The following is an 18,287-nucleotide window of genomic DNA, read 5'->3' as shown; positions in this document are numbered from 1 at the left end:
CTTCGTCAGTGACGGTCGGCGCGCGGGGCCCGGACGGTGGGCTGGTCGGTGTTCACGTCCACCGCGCCGCGGGCGTTGCGGCCCACGTCCACGTCGATGCCGGGGACGCCGCGGGCCGTCTCGCTGCGCGCCGGTGCGGCCTCGTTGGCGTTGGCCCGGTTGACGTTGACGTCCACGGCGCCGCTGGCGTTCCTGCCGACGTCCACGTCCACGCCCGGCACGCCCCGGTCCATCTCGCGCTGCGCGGCGGCGGTGCCGGTGCCGGCGTTGGACTGGTCCGCGGCCTGCGCGGTCCCTGCGAGGGCCGTCAGCGTGATGGCGGCCGCGACGAGGCTGTGGCGAATGGCGTTCATGGCGAAGTTCTCCTGTGGTGTTGATGCCTGCAATGGCTGAGTGCGGTCCCGGTGGCGGCGCCGTGCCGGCTGCCGCCGGCGCCGCGCCGCCGCTCGGGCATCACAGCTTGTCGATGCCGCGCTTGACGTGTTCCTTGGCGTCGCCCACGTTCTTGCGCACGTTGCCGCCGACCTGGTCGGCACGGCCTTCCTGCTGCAGTTGGCGGTTGCCGGTGAGGGCACCCGCGGCCTCCTTGAGCTTGCCCTTGGCCTGCTCGGCCACGCCCTTCACTTGATCCTTGTTCATGGTTCTTCCTTTCGTCTCGTTCCAGCGTTTGCCGGTGGTGCCACTGTGCTTGGCGCCGGCGGCTGGCGCAGTCGCACAACGGCCCGTTGGCCCGTCGGATCGGGGCGGATGCACGTGTCGGACAGAGGCGGACCCTGGATGAGGGGGTCACGCTCCTTGAAAAACCGTGGCCCACGGGCTATCGCGAACCGGCAGGGCTTTCAGGAAGGAAACCAATGCGGAATCAACCACCCGTCCCTGCGGGACACGGCGCGTCTCGATGGGCATAGGGATGATTGCTCAACCAAAACGCGCATGCCTTTGGACCGGGCTGCTCGCCCCGGCGCGGGCACGGCCCCAGCCGTCTTCAGCCGCCGTGCGGCCGCACTTGCGCTGCCGGGCGCATGGTGATGGCGTTGAAGGGGCAGCGCCTCTCGCACAGGCTGCAGCCGGTGCAGGGATCGGCTTCGACCAGCACGGCGAACTTGGTCCAGCGCACGGTGTGAAACGACAGCACGTGCACCGGGCAGGCGGCGATGCAGCGCCCGCAGCCGGTGCATCGCGCGGCATCGATGTCGGGCAGCGGCGCACGCGCCGGCCGCGAACGGGCGGCGCCGTCACGCGATGGCGCGGCGCGGGATCCAGGTTCGTCGGGTGTTGGCATGGCACCGAGGCTACTGCACTGCCGCCGGTCGTCCCGAGGCAGAAGGCGGCACCGGGCACCGGTCGTGGACAACATACCAGTTGCACGGCTTGAGCCGCGCTGCCCTCGACTGTTCCTGGCCCGGCCAGCGCCGCGTCCTGGGAAAGCGCTCCTTCCCTTCCTGGAGGCTGCGGGAGCCGTGCAAGTGAGTTGCAGGGAAGGACGGGGGGTTCAGGCAACCGGGCTCCACTGGCAGGTTGGTTGAAACCAACCGGTATGTTGTCACCGGGCTGCTTGGGGGACGCCGGTGCGGCGGCCCTGCCGGTGACCGGCCCAGGCCCGGCCGAGTCGTGGCCGAGCCGTGGCGGCAGTGGGAAGCCGGCGGCCTGGCGCCGCCGGCATGAAGGGCTTAGGCGATGTCCTTGCTGAGGCTGAACAGCGGCAGCAGCTGGCCCACGCGCACGGGCACGCCCTGCCCATCGAGCTCCACGTAGCCGGACACGCCCAGCGACTGCTCGCTGCTGCTCACCGAGATGGACAGCATGGGATGCGCCGACGCCGGCTCGGCAGCGGCGGCCGTGCCAGCGCCGCGCACGACCATGGACTGCTGCGCCAGGTACAGGCTCACGATGATGACCTCGACGCCCGCGCCGGCGGCCTGCATCGCGTCGGCATCGAACCGGTCCTTGGCTTCCAGGATGCCGTCCCGCGGCGGCTCGATGTCGAGCAGTGCCCGCTCCACGCCGCTGCGCAGCTCGGCGGCCTCGAAAGCCAGCCAGCGGCCGGGAAAGTCGGTGAATCGCGTGCCGGCACTGCTGTAGCCGTGGGCAAAACGGTCGAAGATGGCAGTCAGCGACGGGGGCAACTGCGGCGTGGAAGTCATATGCATGTGGCGGCTAATGTGCCACCTTCCGGCGCCTGCGGGCCGGGCAAGGCCTTTCAGAGCCCGCCGCGCGGCAACACGCCACCCGGCGATTGCGGCGCAGCAGCCGGCGTTCGGCCGTGGTGGTTGCATCCTCAACGCCACGGGACGGCGCACGCGATGGCACCGCGCGTGCGTTTTGCCCGGCCGCCGGCCAGGGTCGCGGCACCGGCGCGGGGGCTTGGGACCGCCGCTGCGCGGACAATACCGGCCCCGTTGCTGTGCCGCGCCGTCGCGGCCCGAAGTGTCCGTCCATGTCATTCGATTCCCTGGGCCTGAGCCCTGCCTTGCTTCGCGCCCTTCACGAGCGCGGCCATGCGGCGCCCACGCCGATCCAGGCCGAGGCCATTCCCGCCGCGCTCCAGGGCCGCGACCTGCAGGCGCAGGCGCCCACCGGCTCCGGCAAGACGGTCGCCTTCTCGTTGCCGCTGCTGATGCAGGCGCAGCGGCACGCGCAGCCGGGCGGCCATGCGCTGCTGGGCCTGGTGCTCGTGCCCACGCGCGAGCTGGCCGAGCAGGTCGGCACGGTGCTGCAGGAACTGGCCCGGCCGCTGCAGCCGAGGCTGCGCATTGCCGTGCTCTTCGGCGGCGTGTCGATCAACCCGCAGCTCATGGGCTTGCGCGGCGGCGCCGACATCGTGGTGGCCACGCCGGGCCGGCTGCTCGACGTGGTCGGGCACAACGCGCTGCGGCTCTCGACCGTGCAGACGCTGGTGCTCGACGAGGCCGACCGGCTGCTCGACCTGGGCTTTGCCGAGGAGCTTGCGCGCATCCTGGACCTGCTGCCACGGCGAAGACAGAACCTCTGCTTCAGCGCCACCTACCCCGCGGCGGTGCAGGCGCTGGTGGCCGGGCTGCTGCACGAGCCGCTGCGCATCGAGCTGCCGGCCGAGGCCGAGGCCCGGCCCGCCATCGAGCAGCGCGCCATCGAGGTGGACGCGGCGCGGCGCACGCCGCTGCTGCGCCACCTGATCGAGCAGCACGGCTGGCCGCGGCTGCTGGTGTTCGTGGCCACGCAGTACGCCACGGAGCACGTGGCCGAGAAGCTGCAGCGCGCCGGCATCGCCGCGGCCGCGCTGCACGGGCAGCAGGCACAGGGCCGGCGGCGCATGGTGCTGGGCGACTTCCGCGCCGGCCGGGTCCGGGTGCTGGTGGCCACCGACCTGGCGGCGCGGGGCCTGGACGTCGTCGGCCTGCCCGCGGTGCTGAACTATGACCTGCCGCGCGCGGCGGCCGACTACACGCACCGCATCGGCCGCACCGGCCGCGCCGGGGAGACCGGCGTAGCCGTCAGCTTCGTCACGCCGGAGTCCGAGGGCCATTTCCGGCTCATCGAGAAGCGCCAGCAGCAGCGCGTGCCGCGCGAGCGCATCGCCGGCTTCGAGCCCGACCCGGCGCTGGCGCCCGCCCAGCCCGTGTCGCCTGATGGCGGCGGCATCAAGGGCCGGCGCAAGAGCAGGAAGGACAAGGCGCGCGAGGCCGCCGCAGCCGACGCCGCGGCGTCGGCCGCGGACCCGGCGCCGAAGGCTTAAGTGCGGCGCAGCCGCTGCGCGCGGAAGAAGCGCAGCATCGCCTCGGTGGCTTCCGGGCCGGCGGCGTCGGTGTAGGAGCCGGCACGGTGGCCGCCCGACCACGCATGGCCGGCGCCGTGCACCGTCCAGTGCTCGGCCCGCGGCTGCCCGGCCGCGTCGCGCCAGACGCGCCGGGTGTAGCTGCGGCCGCCGCGGCTGCGTCCGCGCTCCGTGTCCGTCGCGGCCGCGGCGTCGGTGCACGCGTTCAGCGCCCGCTCGCCGTTGGACGGGTGCACGGTGCCGTCCTGGTCGCCGTGGAAGACGATGGTCGGCGGCATTGGGCCGGCGGGCGCGGGCTCCTCGGCGTGGACGGGCTGCCCACCGTCCAGGCCTTCGAGGTCGGCCAGGCCGGGCAGGTCGGCCAGGCGCGACATCCCGGGCAGGTCGGCCAGGCCGTGCAGGTCTTTCAGGCCCGGCATGCCGGCAGGGCCGGCGCCCGGCGCCGCGCCCTGCATCGCCGCCAGCGCCGAGGGCAGATCGCGCGCGGCGCCGGCGGGCAGGCCCGAGTGCACGCCCACGGCGGCGAACAGGTCGGGATAGGTGTCGCCCAGGATGGCCGCCATCGCCCCGCCCGCGGACAGCCCGGCGACGTACACCCGCTGCGGATCGATACCGTGGCGCGCCATCACGGCGCGCGTCATGCCCGCCAGCAGCGCCGGCTCGCCACGGCCGCGCGCCTGGTGGTTGTGCTTGAACCAGTTCCAGCAGCGCTGGGGGTTCGCCTTCTGGGCCTGCGCCGGGTAGAGCACGAAGAAGCCCTGCTCGCGCGCCGCGTCGTTCATGCCGGTGCCGGCGGCGAAGTCGTCGGGATGCTGGGTGCAGCCGTGCAGCATCACCACCAGCGGCAGCCCGGCGCCATGGCGCGCCGGGGGCACGTAGAGCTTGTACTGGCGCGTGAGGCCGGCCTCGGTGTGGGTGCCGTCCACGAAGCTGTCCGGGACGGTGCTCGCAGGCGCTGCCGCCGGCGCCGGGGCCTGGTCCGGCGCCGCATCGGGCTCGCCCGGCGGGCGCTTCGGGCCGCGCGACACCCGGGACAAGGCATCGGCCAGGCGCGACAGCTTCGAGCGGATGCCGCCCTCGGCCCGGCGCGGCGGCGCGGCGGGCGCCGCCACGGCCTCGGCCCGTGCTTCGGGGGCCGGCCGGGCCGGCGCATCCGCGAGCGGCAACGCAAGCGCGCCGTCGTCGAGGACGCGCGCCTCGACGTCGACCACGTCCGCGCCCCGGCTCGGCGCCGTGCGCGCGGCGGCGGGCGGCGCCTGCCCGGCCAGCGCGGATTGAATCAGCGCCGTGGCGCCCTGGAGATCGCCGGCGCGCGTGAGGCGCGTGGCCTCGGCCATGGCCTGCTGAAAGGCAGAGTTCATTGGGAATTCCTGTGGGGAGGGTGGAACGCTGGCTGTCAGCGCATCCGGGAGGCCAGCGCGGCCTTGACCGCGGGACTGGCCTGGAGCACGCCTAGCACCACGAGCGAGTCGATGGTGGCCAGGGCAAGCTCGGGTGAAACGTCGGGGCCGATGCTGGCCAGCCCCAGCACGCGGATCTGCAGCCGCTCGCCGGCCGCCTGCACCGCGCGCAGGTCCTCGGCCGAGAAATGCTGGATGCCCAGCACCAGCGTCTTGCGCGCCACCACCTGCTTCACCGCCTCGGCATGCGCCGCCAGCTGGTTGCGGATGGCCGTGCGGATCAGGTCGGTGCGGTTGGCGTAGAAGCCTTCCTGCACCAGCAGGTCGATCTGTCCCAGATCGACGACGCCGAGGTTGATGGTGATCTTCTCGTCGGTGGACTTCGCGACGGGGACGGCAGTGGCGCTTCGGGCTGGCATGCGGCCATCCTATGCCTTCCCCATGCCATCCGCTCACCATCCAAGTGGATGGCAATGCTTAATGCAGGGCCATCGCGGCGCGGTGAAGCCCGCGCGCCCCCGCCTCCTCAGGACACGGCGATCCACTCCCCCCGGCACCACTGCTCGACGCAGCGCGCCTCGGGGTCCAGCCGTAGCAGGTGCAGCCAGCCGTGGCTCACCAGGTCGCGCACGCCGGCGTGGTCCGCCAGCACGGCCTCGATGCGCCCACGCGGCGCCTCGATGAACACAGCCAGGCGCAGCGGCTCGTGGCGCAGCCCCTGCGCGTCCTGCAGCGACTGCAGCGGCAGCCCGATGCGCAGGTCGCCACCATTGCCCTCGAACACGCCGATGCCGCCGCCCACCACGTTGTGCAGCGTCTTGTTGCCGCTGCCCCAGCGCCGGTTGTCGACGGTGCTGGCGTAGTACTGCAGGTTGATCCAGCCGGCCACGACCATGGGCGCGGTCATGATCAGCGCGAGCGTCGTGCCATCGGCGTCCTGGTCGGGGTCGTAGTCGTGCAGGAAGCAGCGCCCGCCCAGGTGCAGCCCGCGGCTGCGCTCGCGCGGCGCGACGATCAGCGCCGCGTTGCCCGCCAGCCCCCACTCCGGGCGCGGTTGCGACCAGTCGTTGGCGCGGCGGCGCATGGCCTGCGCCAGCGCCTCGGGCTTGTCCGCGAGCGCCTGCAGCCCCAGCGCCGCGGCGCGCTCGGCGCGCACCTGGTGCCCGGCCTGCGCCAGCCAGTGGCGCAGCGCCGGCAGCACGCCCTGGCGCGCTTCGGGCAAGGCCTCGGTGTCGAACAGCACCACGTCCTCGGTGGTGGTGTTGTGCAGCGCCGGCAGGACATGGGTTTCCGCCGGGATGTCGATGGCGTACTGCTCGCGCAGCGCCTGGCGCACGGCCGGCGCATTGAGCAGCGCGGCCAGCACCCGGGCATTGACCTCGCCGGCATGGCCGCCGCAGGCGCCGCAGTCCAGCCCGGCCGCGTGGGCGTTGTTGGCGCTCTGGCTGCCGTGGCCCACCAGCAGCACGAGCGGCGCGAAGTCCCGGGTCAGGCCCATCGCGCGCAGGATGCCCGCCGCCAGCCCCGCGGCCGCCCCAGGGTCGCGATCCGCCAGCGCCAGGCGCGGCAGCCGTCCGCGGGCCTCGCGCGGCAGCCCGGTGTCTTCCCAGCGCTCGGCCGCGGCGGTGGACGGCAGGCTGTCGGCCAGCAGCCGCGCGCCGTAGAGCAGCCCGCAGGCCTCGACGAAGCTGAAGCCGCTGGCCGGCGCGGCACGCAGCTCGTCCCAGCGCCGCTGCCCGGCCAGCACCGACTGCCGGTGCCGGCGCCACGCCTGGGCCAGCGGCGCGGGCTCGTCGGCCTCGCTGACCACGTGCGCGGGCGCCAGCAAGCCCGGCAGTTGCGGCCGCACCAGCGCCGAGCCCACGGGCTGGTAGGCGATGGGCAGGCCGAAGAAGCCGGCAAAGCCGCGCGTGTGCAGCGCCGGCGACAGCGACTCGAAGGCGCGGCGCAGCGGCTCGGAGCGCACGTCGATGCAGAACACCGCCTGCACCAGCGGCGCCATCTCGCAGCGCGGCGGTGCGGACAGCAGCAGCGCGCCCAGGCGCCGCTGCTGCGCCAGCTCCAGGGCCTCCTGCAGCGCCCAGTCGATGCGAGCGGCCGTGGCCTGGCGCTCGACATGCTCCCTCACGTCGGCCCAGCCGGCGGCCCAGGCCAGGCAGGGCACGCCGCCCAGCGCGTCCTCGTGCAGCAGCCACTCCCAGGCCAGGCGCAGCGCCAGCAGCTGCTCGACGTGGTCGTCGACGGCGCCGGCGAGCCGGGCGCGCCAGCGCAGCCCGGCACACCAGGCAGCCCAGCCGTTGACGTTCAGCAGCAGCGCCGTGAGGTAGGCCGTGCGGCCGGCCTCGGGCAAGCCCAGCGCGGCCAGCGCCTCGGCGATGAGCGTGCGCGCATCGGCCGGCAGCGCCCGCAGCCGCGCCGCCACGGCGCGCCGGCCCTGCCGCCACGGGATGCCGCGGTCCGCGGCCAGCGCGCGGCGCCAGCTCGCGTACAGGCCTTCTTCAGCGGCATCCAGCCGCCAGCGCGCCTGGCCGGCATCGAAGAACGCCGCGCAATGCTGGCCGAGCTGGTGCGTCAGCAGCTCGGTCCAGGTAAGGCCGCCCGGCGGCGGCTCGCCGGTGTCGCACAGGTCGCTCATCAGCGCGACGCGCTCGACCGGCGCCGCCGTGTCGTCGAGCGCGGCCGCCAGCTGCGCGGCCGTGAAGCCGGCGTCGCCGCGGGCGGCCACCGCTTCCAGGTGCTCGGTGCCGAAGCGGCGCTGCATGAACTGCTCCCGGTACCAGCGCCGCTGCATCGTCAGCCGGGTGCCGCACAGCACGCCCAGCTCGGCCGCGGCGCGCGGCATGGGCAGGTCGCTCCAGCCCAGGAAGGGATTGACGGCGATGAACTGGTCCAGCGGCCAGGTCGGCGCGATGCGCGCGCAGGCGGCGGCGACGTGGCCGGCCAGCGCATCGGCCTGCTGCACTTCGGAATGGGACTGGTGCTCCATCAGCGGCCTCCGGTGGTGGTGGCGGGCTTGAGCGCCCTCACGGGCCGCGGGCGCGGCGGCGCGATGCGCGCGGCACGCGCCGGCCACAGCCAGCGGCTCAGTGCCTCGTCCAGGAACAGCCCGCCCCAGCACCACGGGTACAGCCGGCGCGCCAGCGCGCCCCGCGGCCAGGCCGCGAGCACGCACTGCAGCGCGAACAGGCCCGCCATCGCCAGCGCCACGCCGGCCCACAGCGGCGCGGCGGCCGGCGCGCCGGACGGCATCCAGGCGCCCAGCAGGTGGTGCAGCCCGAAACCGGCGATGGCCAGCGCCAGCGCGCCCAGCGCGGAGACGGCCCAGCGCCAGCCCTGGGCCGCCTGCGGCTGCAGCAGCGGCGTGAGCGCCAGCGCCAGGATGCCGGCCATCACCCACTGCGCCGGCGGCGAGCCGGCGTCCATGCCGGCCACCCAGCCCGCGGCCGCGGCCAGGCCCAGGCCCAGCGCCGCGCCCATGAACAGCCGCGCCGGGCTGGCCGGCGCATCGGCCGGGCCCAGGCGCCGCAGCTGCACCGCCTGCACCACGCTGCCGGTGCGCAGGAAGGCATGCGCCTTGTAGAGCGAATGCGCCACCAGGTGCAGCAGCGCCAGCGGCCACAGCCCCAGGCCGCACTGCAGCAGCATGAAGCCCATCTGCGCGCAGGTGGACCAGGCCAGCGCCACCTTGATGCTCACGCGCGTGCTCATCACCAGCGCCGCAAGCACGGCCGTGAGCGTGCCGGCCGCCACCAGCAGCGCCTGAGCCGCCAGCGTCTGCTCCACCAGCGGCGCCAGGCGGATGAGCACCAGGCCGCCGAGGTTGACCACCCCGGCATGCAGCAGCGCCGACACCGGCGTGGGCGCCTCCATCACCTGGATCAGCCAGCCGTGGAAGGGCATCAGCGCGCAGCGCAGCACGGCCGCCAGCGCCACCAGCACCACGGCCGCCTGCACTTCGCCGGGCAGCGTGCCGGACTGCGCGGCCCAGGCCTGCAGCTCGCCGATGCGCCAGCCGCCCGGCGACAGCGCCAGCAGCAGCAGCGCGCCGGCCATGCACAGGTCCGCCGCGCGCGCCATCACGAAATGCTTGGCCGCCGCGCGGCGCGCCGCGGGCCGCTCGGCGTAGAAGCCCAGCAGCCCCTGCATGGCCAGGCCGCAGCCGGCCCAGGCCAGCGCCAGCAGCAGCAGGTGGTCGGCCACGGCCACCACCAGCGCCGCGGCCAGCACCGCCAGCAGCCGCCGCGCCGCCCCGGTCTCGCCGCGCTCGCCGGCCAGGTAGGCCGGGCAGAAGCGCACGATCACCGCGCCGACGCAGCACACCAGCAGCGCCACCAGCACCCCGGGCAGATCCGCCCGCAGGCCCCATCCGGTCCCCCCGCCATGCAGCGCCAGCGCGCCCAGCGCCAGCACCGCGCCCACCAGCGCGGCCAGCAGGCTGCCCTGCGCCACGCGCCAGGCCGCCTGCGGCGACACGGTGCGCCGGCCCGCGGCCAGCGCCAGCGCGCCCAGCGCCGCGGCCAGCGCCGGCAGCAGCACCAGCAGCACGTGCCAGCCAGCCAGGGAGACAACTTCGGTCGATGCCGTGGTCATTGCGCTTCTCCTCGCATTTCGGCCTTCGGTTCCAACACCGCGACCGTGACTCTGCCCAGGAGCAAGCCTTCCGTAAAATTCATTGTTCTTGCGCTGGCGTTAATAAAAACAGAACAATCCCCGGCCATGCAGCGCCTGAACTTCCACCACCTGCACTACTTCTGGGCCGTCGCCAAGGAGGGCAACCTCACGCGCGCGGCGCAGGGCCTGCACGTGTCGCAGTCGGCCCTGTCCACGCAGATCCGCCAGCTGGAGGAGCAACTCGGCCAGGCGCTGTTCGAGCGCAGGGGCCGCGCGCTGGAGCTCACCGAGGCCGGGCGCCTGGCGCTGTCCTATGCCGAATCGATCTTCGCCTCGGGCTCGGAGCTGATGGCGCTGCTGCGCGACGGGCGCCGCCACGAGCACCAGGTGCTGCGCCTGGGCGCGGTGGCGACGCTGTCGCGCAACTTCCAGGAGAACTTCCTGCGCCCGCTGCTGGAGCGCGAGGACGTGGAGTTGATCCTGCAGTCGGGCAGCCTCGACGAGCTGCTGGCGCGGCTGAAGGTGCACAAGCTCGACCTGGTGCTGTCCAACCGCGCGGTGCAGGCCACCGCCGAGGCGCACTGGCGCTGCCGCCGCATCGCGCGCCAGCCGGTGAGCCTGGTGGGGCGGCCGCGCCCGGCGGGCCAGCCCTTTCGCTTCCCGCAGGACCTGGCCGACGTGCCGCTGCTGCTGCCCGGGCGCGACAACGACATCCGCGCCGGCTTCGAGATGCTGTGCGAGCAGCTGGGCATCCGCTACCGGCTGCGCGCCGAGGTGGACGACATGGCGCTGCTGCGGCTGCTGGCGCGCGATTGCGGCAGCGTCGCGCTGCTGCCCTCCGTGGTAGTGCAGGACGAGCTGCGCGACGGCGTGCTGGTGGAGTACGCGGTGGTGCCGCAGCTCCACGAGTCGTTCTACGGGATCACGGTGCAGCGGCACTTCGAGCCGCCGCTGCTCAGGTCGCTGCTCAGGCGCCCGCAGGGCGAGGTGCTGGCGCCGGTGCCGCCGGCGTGAGCGGCGCCGCGCCGGCAGCGTCGGCCACCGGCAGCTCGACCGTGAAGGTGCTGCCGCAACCGGGCCCGGCGCTGTCGGCGCTGATGTGGCCGCCGTGCAGCTCCACCAGCCGCCGCGCCAGCGACAGCCCGATGCCCAGGCCGCCCTGCGCGCGCTCCAGCGCGCTGCCCACCTGCGTGAATAGGCCGAACACCTGGCCCAGCATCGGCGCCGGGATGCCAATGCCGTTGTCGCTGACGGCAATGGCCACGCGCGCATCCGGCCGGCATCGCGCGGACAGCACGATGCGCCCGCCATCGGGCGTGTACTTGGCGGCGTTGTTGAGCAGGTTGCCCAGCACCTGCGCCAGCCGCGTGGCGTCGGCGTGCAGCGTCACGGGCTCGGGTGGAAGCGTCACCGTGAGCGCGTGGCGCCCGGCCTCGATGAGCGGACGGCTGGTCTCCAGCGCCAGGTCCACCACCGCGTGCAGCGGCACGAGCGCCTTGCGCAGCTCGACCTTGCCCTGGCTCACGCGCGAGACGTCGAGCAGGTCGTCCACCAGGCGCACCAGCTGCGCCAGCTGGCGCTCCATGAGCGCGCGGGCGCGCAGGCCCGCCGGGCTGGCGGTGTCGGCGTGGCGCAGGATCGCCAGCCCGTTGGAGATCGGCGCCAGCGGGTTGCGCAGCTCGTGCGCCAGCGTGGCCAGGAACTCGTCCTTGCGCACGTCGGCCTCGCGCAGCGCCTGCTCCGCGTGCTTGCGCTGCGTGATGTCGCTGAACAGCAGCGCCACCTTGCGCTCCTCGGCCGGGCCGACGCGGAAGGCGAAGACGTCGAACCAGCGCCCCATGGAAGGCGCGTGCTCCTCGAAGCGCAGGGCCTCGCCGCTGCGCGCCACGTGGCCGTAGGTCTCGGCCCAGGAGGGCTCCAGGCCCGGCACCAGCTCGCGCGCCGTGCGCCCCAGCGCGCCCACCATGCCGGTGTGGCGCTCGAAGGCCGGGTTCGTCTCCAGGAAGCGGTAGTCGTGCGGTTGGCCCGCCTCATCGAAGATGACCTGCAGGATGCAGAAGCCCTCGTCGATCGACTCGAACAGCGTGCGGTAGCGCGCCTCGCTGGCGCGCAGGCTCTCCTCGGCCAGCTTGCGGTCGTGGATGTCCACCGACGAGCCGTACCACTGCGTCACCTGGCCGCTGGCCGGATCGACGTAGGGCTCGGCGCGCACCAGGAACCAGCGGTACTGGCCCGACGCGCCGCGGATGCGGTGCTCGACCGCGAAGGCCGTGCCCGTGGCGCGGGCCTGGTTGAAGCGCGCCATGGTCAGCTCGCGGTCCTGCGGGTGCACGACCGTGGCGGCCACGTCGGCGGCGTTGCCGGGATAGCCCGTCAGCCCGGTGTAGGCGTACCAGTGGCGGTTGAAGAACTCGGTGCGCCCGTCGGCGTCGGTGATCCAGACGATCTGCGGCACCGCGTCGGCCATAAGCCGGAAGCGCTTCTCGCTGAGCACCAGCGCGGTTTCGGCCGCCTTGCGCTGCGTGATCTCCAGGAACAGCACCGAGAACTGGTCGTGGCCGATGGCGCGTGCCCGGGCCTCGTACCAGCGGTCGTTGAGCGCGGCGATGCGCACCTCGAACTCCGCGGGCTCGCCCGTGTCCACGACCCGCGCGTAGGCGGCGATGAGCTCGTCTTGCACGCCGGGAATGGCCTCGCGCACCGAGCGGCCGAGTGCCTGCGTCACGGGAATGCCGGTCAGCCGCTCGAAGGCCGGATTGGCCTCGACGAAGCGGAAGTCGGTCATGCGCCCGGCCGCGTCGCGCAGCGCCTGGCCCACGAAGAAGCCCTCGACCATGCGCTCGAACAGCCCGCGCCAGCGCGCCTCGCTCTCGCGCAGGGCGTCGAGCTGCTCGCGCATCGGGGGTGTGCCGTCAGGCGGGGTGGGCGGGGTCGGCGGGGCTGGAGGCGTCGTGGGATCTGGCATCGCCGCCGCAGTGTCGCTCCAACGCTCGGGCAGGCGCGTTGCGCGCGTGCCATGTACCGGTGAATCCGCAGCCCGGCGGCGACGTTGCCGCGCTGCGCCCGCTTCACCGCGCTGAAAATGGCCTACGAATTGCGATTATGGAATGTCCGCAATCCATCACGGTTCGGGCAGCCCCAAAAAATTCAGGCATCTGCATTTCCACTGCGGGCAAAACCCGCCGAGGGCTGCGCCGTTCAATATTCGATGGTGCCGCTCAGCGCGGCATGATGTTCTTGCAATCCGCCGGCGGATTCGTGGCCAGGCAGGCGCCGAAATCCGCGATCACGTCTTCCGACTGCGCGTAGATCTGGCTGCCCGAGGCCGCCAGGCCCAGGGCCAGGACCAGGAAATACACGTTGGACTTGAGTTGTTTCAGCATCGTTTGCTCCTGCTGTCCAGCAGCCCGGCATTCATCGTTTTGAATGCCGATACTTTTGCTGAACGATTGGGGATATTTTCCCGGCCGATGCCCAGGAGCACAAAAAGACGATGGCCGCTTTGCCGGACGGAAGAAGGCGCGCGGCCGTGTAGGTGCCCTCCGACACGGCCCGGTGGCGCCTCTCGCCTCACTGCCGCTCGATCTTCGCCTCCGCGATCACGCCGGCCCAGCGCTTGATCTCCGAGGCCAGCAGCGCCTGCAGCTCCTGCGGCGTGCCGCCCTGGGCGCGCACGCCCAGCTTTTGCAGCTGCTGCCGCACCTCGGCCTGCCGGAGCGCGTCGTTGGCGGCGGCATTCAGGCGCTCGACGACAGCCGGCGGCGTCTTCGCCGGCACCGCCAGCGCATTCCACGAGGCCACGTCGTAACCGCGCACGCCCGCCTCCTGCACCGTGGGCACCTCCGGCAGCGACGGGAAGCGCCTGCTGGAAGTCACGGCCAGTGCGCGCAGCGTGCTGCCGGAGAGCTGCGACAGGAACGGGCCCAGGATCTCGAAGCCCAGGTCGATCTCGCCGGCGCGCAGCGCGGTCAGCACCGCGCCGGAAGCCTTGTACGGGACGATCACCGCGTCGATGCCCGCGGCGGTCTTGAACAGCTCGGCCGCCAGGTGCTGGGTGCTGCCGATGGAGATGGTGCCGATGGTGAGCTTGCCCGGATTGGCGCGGGCGTAGGCGATCACCTCGGCCAGGCTCCTGAAGCGCGAGCCGTGGTCCACGAACGCCGCCAGGTCGAAGAAGCCCAGCGTCCCGACGGGCGCGAAGTCGCGCACGGCATTGAAGGGCAGCTTCCTGAACAGCCCTTCGCTGACGGCGTTGGCGTTGCTCATCAGCAGCACCGTGTAGCCGTCGGGCGCGGCCTGGGCCACGGCCTGCGAGGCGACGATGCTGCCGGCGCTGGGCTTGTTGTCGATGACGATGGCCTGGCCCAGCGTCCTGGCCATGGCCTGCGCCACGGCGCGCGCCGTGAGGTCGGCGATGCCGCCGGGACCGAAGGGCACCACCAGCGTGATGGGTCTGCTCGGCCAGGCCTGGGCCCGCGCCAGCGGCGCGGCGGCCAGGGCCAGCGCGGCGGCGAGGAGGTCGCGGCGGGAAGGTGACGGTGAACGGCGGTGGGAGCGGGTCATGCGTCCATTCTCCAGGGCCGGCCGGGGCGTCAGCCGGATGCAGAACAGCCGGCAAGGCGCCGGCCACCACGGCACGGGGCCAGGAGGCCGGGACGGCGGATTCGTCGCCCGCCTCGGCTGCACCCCCATGCCGCTTCACAATCCCCCCCGAGAAAGGTATAAATCGTTTATACCAATTCGGAAGGGATGAAGATGGGACGCAAGATCGAACCCGACGTGCTGGCCACCGCAACCGAGCAGGCCGTGCCGGTCGCGCCCGCGACACCGGTCGCCGCAACGGCGGCCAGCCCGGGGGCCGAGCCCGCCGCGGCGGTCAAGCCGGTGGCGGCCGCGGCTGCAGCCGCCCTGGCCGACGCGGGCGCCGCCGCGGCCAAGGCCCCGAGGAAGAGCAGGCCCCCGCGCGCGGCAACCGGCACGGCAGCCCCCGCAGCAGCGGTGAAACCCGCCGCAGGCCTCGGCGCGGGGCAAGCTGCAAAGGACGCCAAGGCACCCAGGCCGGAAGCCGCCGCCGAGCCGGTGAAGCAGGAGAAGCAGGACAAGGCCCACGCCAAGCCCAAGCTCGTGCGCGACAGCTTCACCATGCCGCGCGCCGACTTCGCCCTCATCGCGGTGCTCAAGGACCGGGCGCTGGGCTTCAAGCGGCCGGTCAAGAAGAGCGAGCTGCTGCGCGCCGGGCTGCATGCCCTGGCGGCGCTCGACGACGTGAAGCTGCAGGCCGCGCTGGCCGAGCTGACGCCGCTGAAGGCCGGGCGCCCGAAAAAGGGCTGACGCGCTCCTGCGGGCGCACCGCCTGCCCCAGCCGCGCCCGGGGTGTGCCGGCCGGCATGCCGTCATCGAAGAGGTCGCCTTGGATGCCCGCGAACCCGCCGAGCTGATCGAGCTGCAGCAGTTGCTGGACGGCGCCTCGCCGCAGCTGCAGGTGCGCAGCGTGTGCGAGGTCGAATCGGGCGGGCGCCGGCTGCCGGTGCTGGCTTTGAGCCTGGGCAACCCGGCGCCGGACGTGCCGGCCGCGGGCTTCTTCGGCGGCGTGCATGGCCTGGAGCGCATCGGCGCCGCCGTGGTGCTGTGCTTCCTGCGCAGCGTGCTGACGCGGCTGCGCTGGGACGCGCTGCTGCAGCAGCAGCTGGAGCGCATGCGGCTGGTGTTCATGCCCGTGGTCAACCCGGGCGGGCTGCTGGCCGGCACCCGCGCCAACCCGCAGGGCGTGGACCTGATGCGCAACGCGCCGGCGGATGCGCTGGAGCCCGTGGCGCCGCTGGTGGGCGGCCAGCGCCTCACGCGCCGCCTGCCCTGGTACCGCGGCCCGCGCCACGCGCCGCTGCAGCCCGAGAGCCAGGCGCTGTGCGCGGTGGTCGAGCGCGAGCTGCTGAGCCACGAGTTCAGCCTCGCCGTGGACTGCCACTCCGGCTTCGGCCTGTGCGACCGGCTGTGGTTTCCCTACGCCGGCACGCGCGCGCCGGTGCCGCACCTGCCGGAGCTGCACGCGCTCTCGGGTCTGCTCGACGACGCCCTGCCGCGGCACCGTTACGTGTTCGAGCCGCAAAGCCGCCACTACCTGGCGCATGGCGACCTGTGGGACTTCCTCTACCGCCGCGCCTGCGCCGAACCCGGCCGCACCTTCCTGCCGCTGACGCTGGAGATGGGCTCGTGGCTGTGGGTGCGCAAGAACCCGCGCCAGCTGCTGTCGGCGCAAGGGCTGTTCAACCCGCTGCCGGACCACCGCCACGCGCGCGTGCTGCGCCGCCACCTGGCCTGGCTGGAGCTGGCCGCGCGCGCCGCCTTCAGCCACCACGCCTGGCGCCCGGCCGGGGCCGAGCGCGAGCGGCAGCTGCACCTGGCGCTGCGGCGCTGGTACGCGGCGTGAGCGCCGCCGCGCGGCCGCTTCGAAGGCGGCGCGCGGTCCCGCTCGGCGGGACCGCGCACGGCGCGAGGGGGCCCCAATGAGCGCGCTGCCGCAACCCGGCGGGGCCGGCGCCGCGGCGCGCACCTGGGTGCTGCTGCGCGGGCTCACACGCGAGGCCGGCCACTGGGGAGACTTCCCCGAGCTCCTGGCGCGGCAGCTGCCCGGGCGCGTGTTCATGCCGGACCTGCCGGGCAGCGGCGTGCTGCACCGGCAGCGCAGCTCCCTGCGCATCGAGTCCATGGTGGCCGAGTGCCGGGCGCAATTGCGCGCGCAACGAGCGGCCGGCCCCTTCCACGTGGTGGCGATGTCGCTGGGCGCGATGGCGGCGCTGGCGTGGGCTCGCGCCTGTCCTGAGGACATCGCCGCCGCCGTGCTGATCAACACCAGCCTGCGCGGCCTGAGCCCCTGGTGGTGGCGGCTGCGCCCGGCCGGCCTGGCGGCACTGCCCGCGCTGCTGCTGGGCCGTGACGACGCGGCCCGCGAGGCCGCCATCCTGCGCCTGACCAGCCGCTGCCGCACCGAGGTGCCGCCGCACTGGCTGGCGCTGCGGCGCGAGCGGCCGGTGTCGCGGCTCAACGCCCTGCGCCAGCTTGCCGCCGCGGCCGCCTTCCGTGCGCCGGCCGCGGCACCGGCGATGCCGATGCTGCTGCTGGCCGCGGCCCGGGATGCGCTGGTGGACGCGCGCTGCTCCGCGGCGCTGGCGGCGCACTGGCGCCTGCCGCTGCAGCTGCACCCCGATGCCGGGCACGACCTGCCGCTGGACGACGCCGACTGGGTCGTGGCGCGCATCGCCCACTGGCTGCAGCGCGGCACCGCCGCGCACGGCGCCTGACGCGGGCTGCCGCCGTCATCGCTCGGTCACGGCTCCTTCACGGGCTTGTCATCGGCGCTGCCGAGCATGGCAGGCCATGGAAACGACGCTCATCCTCCCCGCCGCCGCGACGACCGCGCCCCACGACGCAGTACCCTCGGAGCGGGAGCGTCCCGCGCGCCTGGAAGCCGTCTGGGCCCGCTACGAGGACGAGGTGGAACAGGCCCAGCGCCTGCGCCACCAGGTGTTCGCCAAGGAAATGGGCGCGCGGCTGCGCCCGCCCGCGGGCACGCCCGAAGGCGTCGATGCCGACCTCTTCGACCGCTACTGCGAGCACCTGCTGGTGCGCACCCAGGCCACGGTTGACGCGCCCGCGCAGGTGGTGGGCACCTACCGCGTGCTCACGCCCGAAGGCGCGCGCATGGCCGGCGGCTTCTACAGCGACCTGGAGTTCGACCTGGTGCGCCTGCGCCCGATGCGCGCGCGCATGGCCGAGCTCGGCCGCTCCTGCATCGACAGCCGCTGGCGCAGCGGCGGCGTGATCCTGCTGCTGTGGTCGGCGCTGGCCGCGTTCATGCAGCGCAACGGCTTCGAGACCGTCATCGGCTGCGGCAGCCTGTCCATGCGCGACGGCGGCCACGCCGCGGCCAGCCTGTGGGAGCAGCTGCGCCGCACGCACCTGGCGCCGGTGGACATGCAGGTGCGCCCGCGCCTGCCGCTGCCGCTGGCGTCGTTGCGCGCGGGCCTGAGTGTCGAAGCCCCGCCGCTGATCCGCGGCTACCTGCGCTGCGGCGCGCGCGTGCTGGGTGCGCCGGCCTGGGACCCGGACTTCAACACCGCCGACCTGCCGCTGATGCTGCGCCTGCAGGACCTGCCCGACAGCTACCGGCGCCATTTCACGGGCACGACGGGCGCGACGGGCGCGACGGGCGCGGCCTGAGCCCGGGCGGCTGCACGGGCCGTCACGCCATCGTCGCGGCCAGGACCCGGCCCCTGCCCGTCACCCCTGGTACAGGCCCATCAGCGCCGGCTGCGCGCCCGCGCCGCCGGCCACGGCCAGGCTGCGCCAGCTGCCGTCGCCCTGCAGCGCCCAGGCGTCGCGCGCGTCGTGCAGGTAAGGCACCAGGCACTCGTCGATGACGCGCTGGCGCTGCGCCGGCTCGTCCACCGGCCAGGCCACCTCCACGCGGCGCAGCATGTTGCGGCTCATCCAGTCGGCGCTGCTCAGGTACAGCGCCTCGTCCG

At 73.9% G+C, this 18,287-nt stretch carries 17 protein-coding genes and 1 pseudogene; 6 read left to right on the top strand and 12 right to left on the bottom strand.

The features are described 5' to 3' along the window. Positions 1-5: 5 nt before the first annotated feature. The 4 genes from FJ694_RS22710 to FJ694_RS22695 all read right to left on the bottom strand — a co-directional run bounded on the left by FJ694_RS22710 (position 6) and on the right by FJ694_RS22695 (position 2,150). On the bottom strand, positions 6-353 hold the full coding sequence (locus FJ694_RS22710; protein ID WP_157269602.1) for a hypothetical protein: 348 nt from the start codon (positions 351-353) through the stop codon (positions 6-8). A 100-nt stretch (positions 354-453) separates the two neighbouring features. Next, positions 454-639: a CsbD family protein gene (locus FJ694_RS22705; RefSeq protein ID WP_157269601.1), complete on the bottom strand. Its 186-nt coding sequence runs from the start codon at positions 637-639 to the stop codon at positions 454-456. 346 nt (positions 640-985) lie between these two features. Next, a complete protein-coding gene (locus tag FJ694_RS22700; RefSeq protein WP_157269600.1) occupies positions 986-1,282 on the bottom strand; it encodes an ATP-binding protein in 297 nt (98 codons plus the stop codon). A gap of 388 nt (positions 1,283-1,670) precedes the next feature. Beyond that, on the bottom strand, positions 1,671-2,150 hold the full coding sequence (locus FJ694_RS22695) for a hypothetical protein (RefSeq protein WP_157269599.1): 480 nt from the start codon (positions 2,148-2,150) through the stop codon (positions 1,671-1,673). Positions 2,151-2,437: 287 nt separating this feature from the next. Here FJ694_RS22695 and FJ694_RS22690 point away from each other — a divergent pair, with 287 nt between their 5' ends. Further along, positions 2,438-3,715, top strand: coding sequence for a DEAD/DEAH box helicase (locus FJ694_RS22690; protein ID WP_157269598.1), 1,278 nt, complete (start codon positions 2,438-2,440; stop codon positions 3,713-3,715). Here the strand turns inward: FJ694_RS22690 and FJ694_RS22685 are convergent. The 4 genes from FJ694_RS22685 to FJ694_RS22670 form a co-directional block, all read right to left on the bottom strand. Continuing rightward, positions 3,712-5,115, bottom strand: a complete 1,404-nt coding sequence (locus FJ694_RS22685; protein ID WP_232540177.1) for an extracellular catalytic domain type 1 short-chain-length polyhydroxyalkanoate depolymerase — start codon at positions 5,113-5,115, stop codon at positions 3,712-3,714. The genes FJ694_RS22690 and FJ694_RS22685 overlap by 4 nt on opposite strands. 35 nt (positions 5,116-5,150) lie before the next feature. Then, on the bottom strand, positions 5,151-5,573 hold the full coding sequence (locus FJ694_RS22680) for a ribbon-helix-helix domain-containing protein (protein ID WP_157269597.1): 423 nt from the start codon (positions 5,571-5,573) through the stop codon (positions 5,151-5,153). Between the two features lie 107 nt (positions 5,574-5,680). Next, positions 5,681-8,140: a YbcC family protein gene (locus tag FJ694_RS22675; protein ID WP_157269596.1), complete on the bottom strand. Its 2,460-nt coding sequence runs from the start codon at positions 8,138-8,140 to the stop codon at positions 5,681-5,683. Next, the gene (locus FJ694_RS22670; protein ID WP_157269595.1) at positions 8,140-9,744 is read right to left on the bottom strand and encodes an NADH-quinone oxidoreductase subunit L; all 1,605 of its coding nucleotides are present in this window, start codon (positions 9,742-9,744) and stop codon (positions 8,140-8,142) included. Before FJ694_RS22670 ends, FJ694_RS22675 begins: the two co-directional genes overlap by 1 nt. A 126-nt stretch (positions 9,745-9,870) precedes the next feature. Between FJ694_RS22670 and FJ694_RS22665 the strand changes: the two genes are divergently transcribed. Beyond that, entirely contained in the window at positions 9,871-10,779 is a 909-nt protein-coding gene (locus FJ694_RS22665; RefSeq protein WP_157269594.1) for a LysR family transcriptional regulator, read from the top strand. Here the strand turns inward: FJ694_RS22665 and FJ694_RS22660 are convergent. From FJ694_RS22660 to FJ694_RS22650, 3 genes are all read right to left on the bottom strand, one after another. After that, positions 10,733-12,664, bottom strand: coding sequence for a sensor histidine kinase (locus FJ694_RS22660; RefSeq protein ID WP_198320945.1), 1,932 nt, complete (start codon positions 12,662-12,664; stop codon positions 10,733-10,735). The two genes, FJ694_RS22665 and FJ694_RS22660, sit on opposite strands and share 47 nt — an antisense overlap. Positions 12,665-12,983: 319 nt before the next feature. Beyond that, positions 12,984-13,148: a hypothetical protein gene (locus tag FJ694_RS22655; RefSeq protein ID WP_157269592.1), complete on the bottom strand. Its 165-nt coding sequence runs from the start codon at positions 13,146-13,148 to the stop codon at positions 12,984-12,986. Between the two features lie 187 nt (positions 13,149-13,335). Further along, positions 13,336-14,328, bottom strand: coding sequence for a tripartite tricarboxylate transporter substrate binding protein (locus tag FJ694_RS22650; protein WP_157269591.1), 993 nt, complete (start codon positions 14,326-14,328; stop codon positions 13,336-13,338). 192 nt (positions 14,329-14,520) lie between these two features. On the opposite strand from FJ694_RS22650, the gene FJ694_RS22645 reads away from it, so the two are divergent. From FJ694_RS22645 to FJ694_RS22630, 4 genes are all read left to right on the top strand, one after another. After that, positions 14,521-15,096 carry a hypothetical protein gene (locus tag FJ694_RS22645; protein ID WP_198320944.1) on the top strand — a complete coding sequence of 192 codons (576 nt, stop codon included), beginning with the start codon at positions 14,521-14,523 and terminating at the stop codon, positions 15,094-15,096. A gap of 79 nt (positions 15,097-15,175) precedes the next feature. Continuing rightward, a complete protein-coding gene (locus FJ694_RS22640; protein ID WP_157269590.1) occupies positions 15,176-16,192 on the top strand; it encodes a M14 family zinc carboxypeptidase in 1,017 nt (338 codons plus the stop codon). A gap of 76 nt (positions 16,193-16,268) precedes the next feature. Further along, entirely contained in the window at positions 16,269-17,063 is a 795-nt protein-coding gene (locus FJ694_RS22635; protein ID WP_157269589.1) for an alpha/beta fold hydrolase, read from the top strand. 76 nt (positions 17,064-17,139) lie between these two features. Beyond that, positions 17,140-17,982, top strand: a complete 843-nt coding sequence (locus tag FJ694_RS22630; RefSeq protein ID WP_157269588.1) for a GNAT family N-acetyltransferase — start codon at positions 17,140-17,142, stop codon at positions 17,980-17,982. 60 nt (positions 17,983-18,042) lie between these two features. On the opposite strand, the pseudogene FJ694_RS22625 reads toward FJ694_RS22630, so the two are convergent. After that, a pseudogene (locus FJ694_RS22625) lies at positions 18,043-18,287 on the bottom strand (polyphosphate kinase 1); the annotation flags it as partial.

This window comes from Azohydromonas aeria (assembly GCF_009760915.1).
Taxonomy (GTDB): Bacteria; Pseudomonadota; Gammaproteobacteria; order Burkholderiales; family Burkholderiaceae_C; genus Azohydromonas; species Azohydromonas aeria.
The sequence above is the reverse complement of the archived record's forward strand: the minus strand, read 5'-3'. Positions and strand labels throughout refer to the sequence as shown.

Excerpts from the sequence above, each read along its gene's own strand:
- FJ694_RS22655 (WP_157269592.1), bottom strand. The coding sequence starts at position 13,148 with ATGCTGAAACAACTCAAGTCCAACGTGTATTTCCTGGTCCTGGCCCTG.
- FJ694_RS22660 (WP_198320945.1), bottom strand. The coding sequence starts at position 12,664 with ATGCGCGAGCAGCTCGACGCCCTGCGCGAGAGCGAGGCGCGCTGGCGC.
- FJ694_RS22690 (WP_157269598.1), top strand. The coding sequence starts at position 2,438 with ATGTCATTCGATTCCCTGGGCCTGAGCCCTGCCTTGCTTCGCGCCCTT.
- FJ694_RS22710 (WP_157269602.1), bottom strand. The coding sequence starts at position 353 with ATGAACGCCATTCGCCACAGCCTCGTCGCGGCCGCCATCACGCTGACG.
- FJ694_RS22685 (WP_232540177.1), bottom strand. The coding sequence starts at position 5,115 with ATGAACTCTGCCTTTCAGCAGGCCATGGCCGAGGCCACGCGCCTCACG.
- FJ694_RS22670 (WP_157269595.1), bottom strand. The coding sequence starts at position 9,744 with ATGACCACGGCATCGACCGAAGTTGTCTCCCTGGCTGGCTGGCACGTG.
- FJ694_RS22630 (WP_157269588.1), top strand. The coding sequence starts at position 17,140 with ATGGAAACGACGCTCATCCTCCCCGCCGCCGCGACGACCGCGCCCCAC.
- FJ694_RS22650 (WP_157269591.1), bottom strand. The coding sequence starts at position 14,328 with ATGACCCGCTCCCACCGCCGTTCACCGTCACCTTCCCGCCGCGACCTC.
- FJ694_RS22705 (WP_157269601.1), bottom strand. The coding sequence starts at position 639 with ATGAACAAGGATCAAGTGAAGGGCGTGGCCGAGCAGGCCAAGGGCAAG.
- FJ694_RS22645 (WP_198320944.1), top strand. The coding sequence starts at position 14,521 with ATGGGACGCAAGATCGAACCCGACGTGCTGGCCACCGCAACCGAGCAG.
- FJ694_RS22700 (WP_157269600.1), bottom strand. The coding sequence starts at position 1,282 with ATGCCAACACCCGACGAACCTGGATCCCGCGCCGCGCCATCGCGTGAC.
- FJ694_RS22635 (WP_157269589.1), top strand. The coding sequence starts at position 16,269 with ATGAGCGCGCTGCCGCAACCCGGCGGGGCCGGCGCCGCGGCGCGCACC.
- FJ694_RS22680 (WP_157269597.1), bottom strand. The coding sequence starts at position 5,573 with ATGCCAGCCCGAAGCGCCACTGCCGTCCCCGTCGCGAAGTCCACCGAC.
- FJ694_RS22675 (WP_157269596.1), bottom strand. The coding sequence starts at position 8,140 with ATGGAGCACCAGTCCCATTCCGAAGTGCAGCAGGCCGATGCGCTGGCC.
- FJ694_RS22695 (WP_157269599.1), bottom strand. The coding sequence starts at position 2,150 with ATGCATATGACTTCCACGCCGCAGTTGCCCCCGTCGCTGACTGCCATC.
- FJ694_RS22665 (WP_157269594.1), top strand. The coding sequence starts at position 9,871 with ATGCAGCGCCTGAACTTCCACCACCTGCACTACTTCTGGGCCGTCGCC.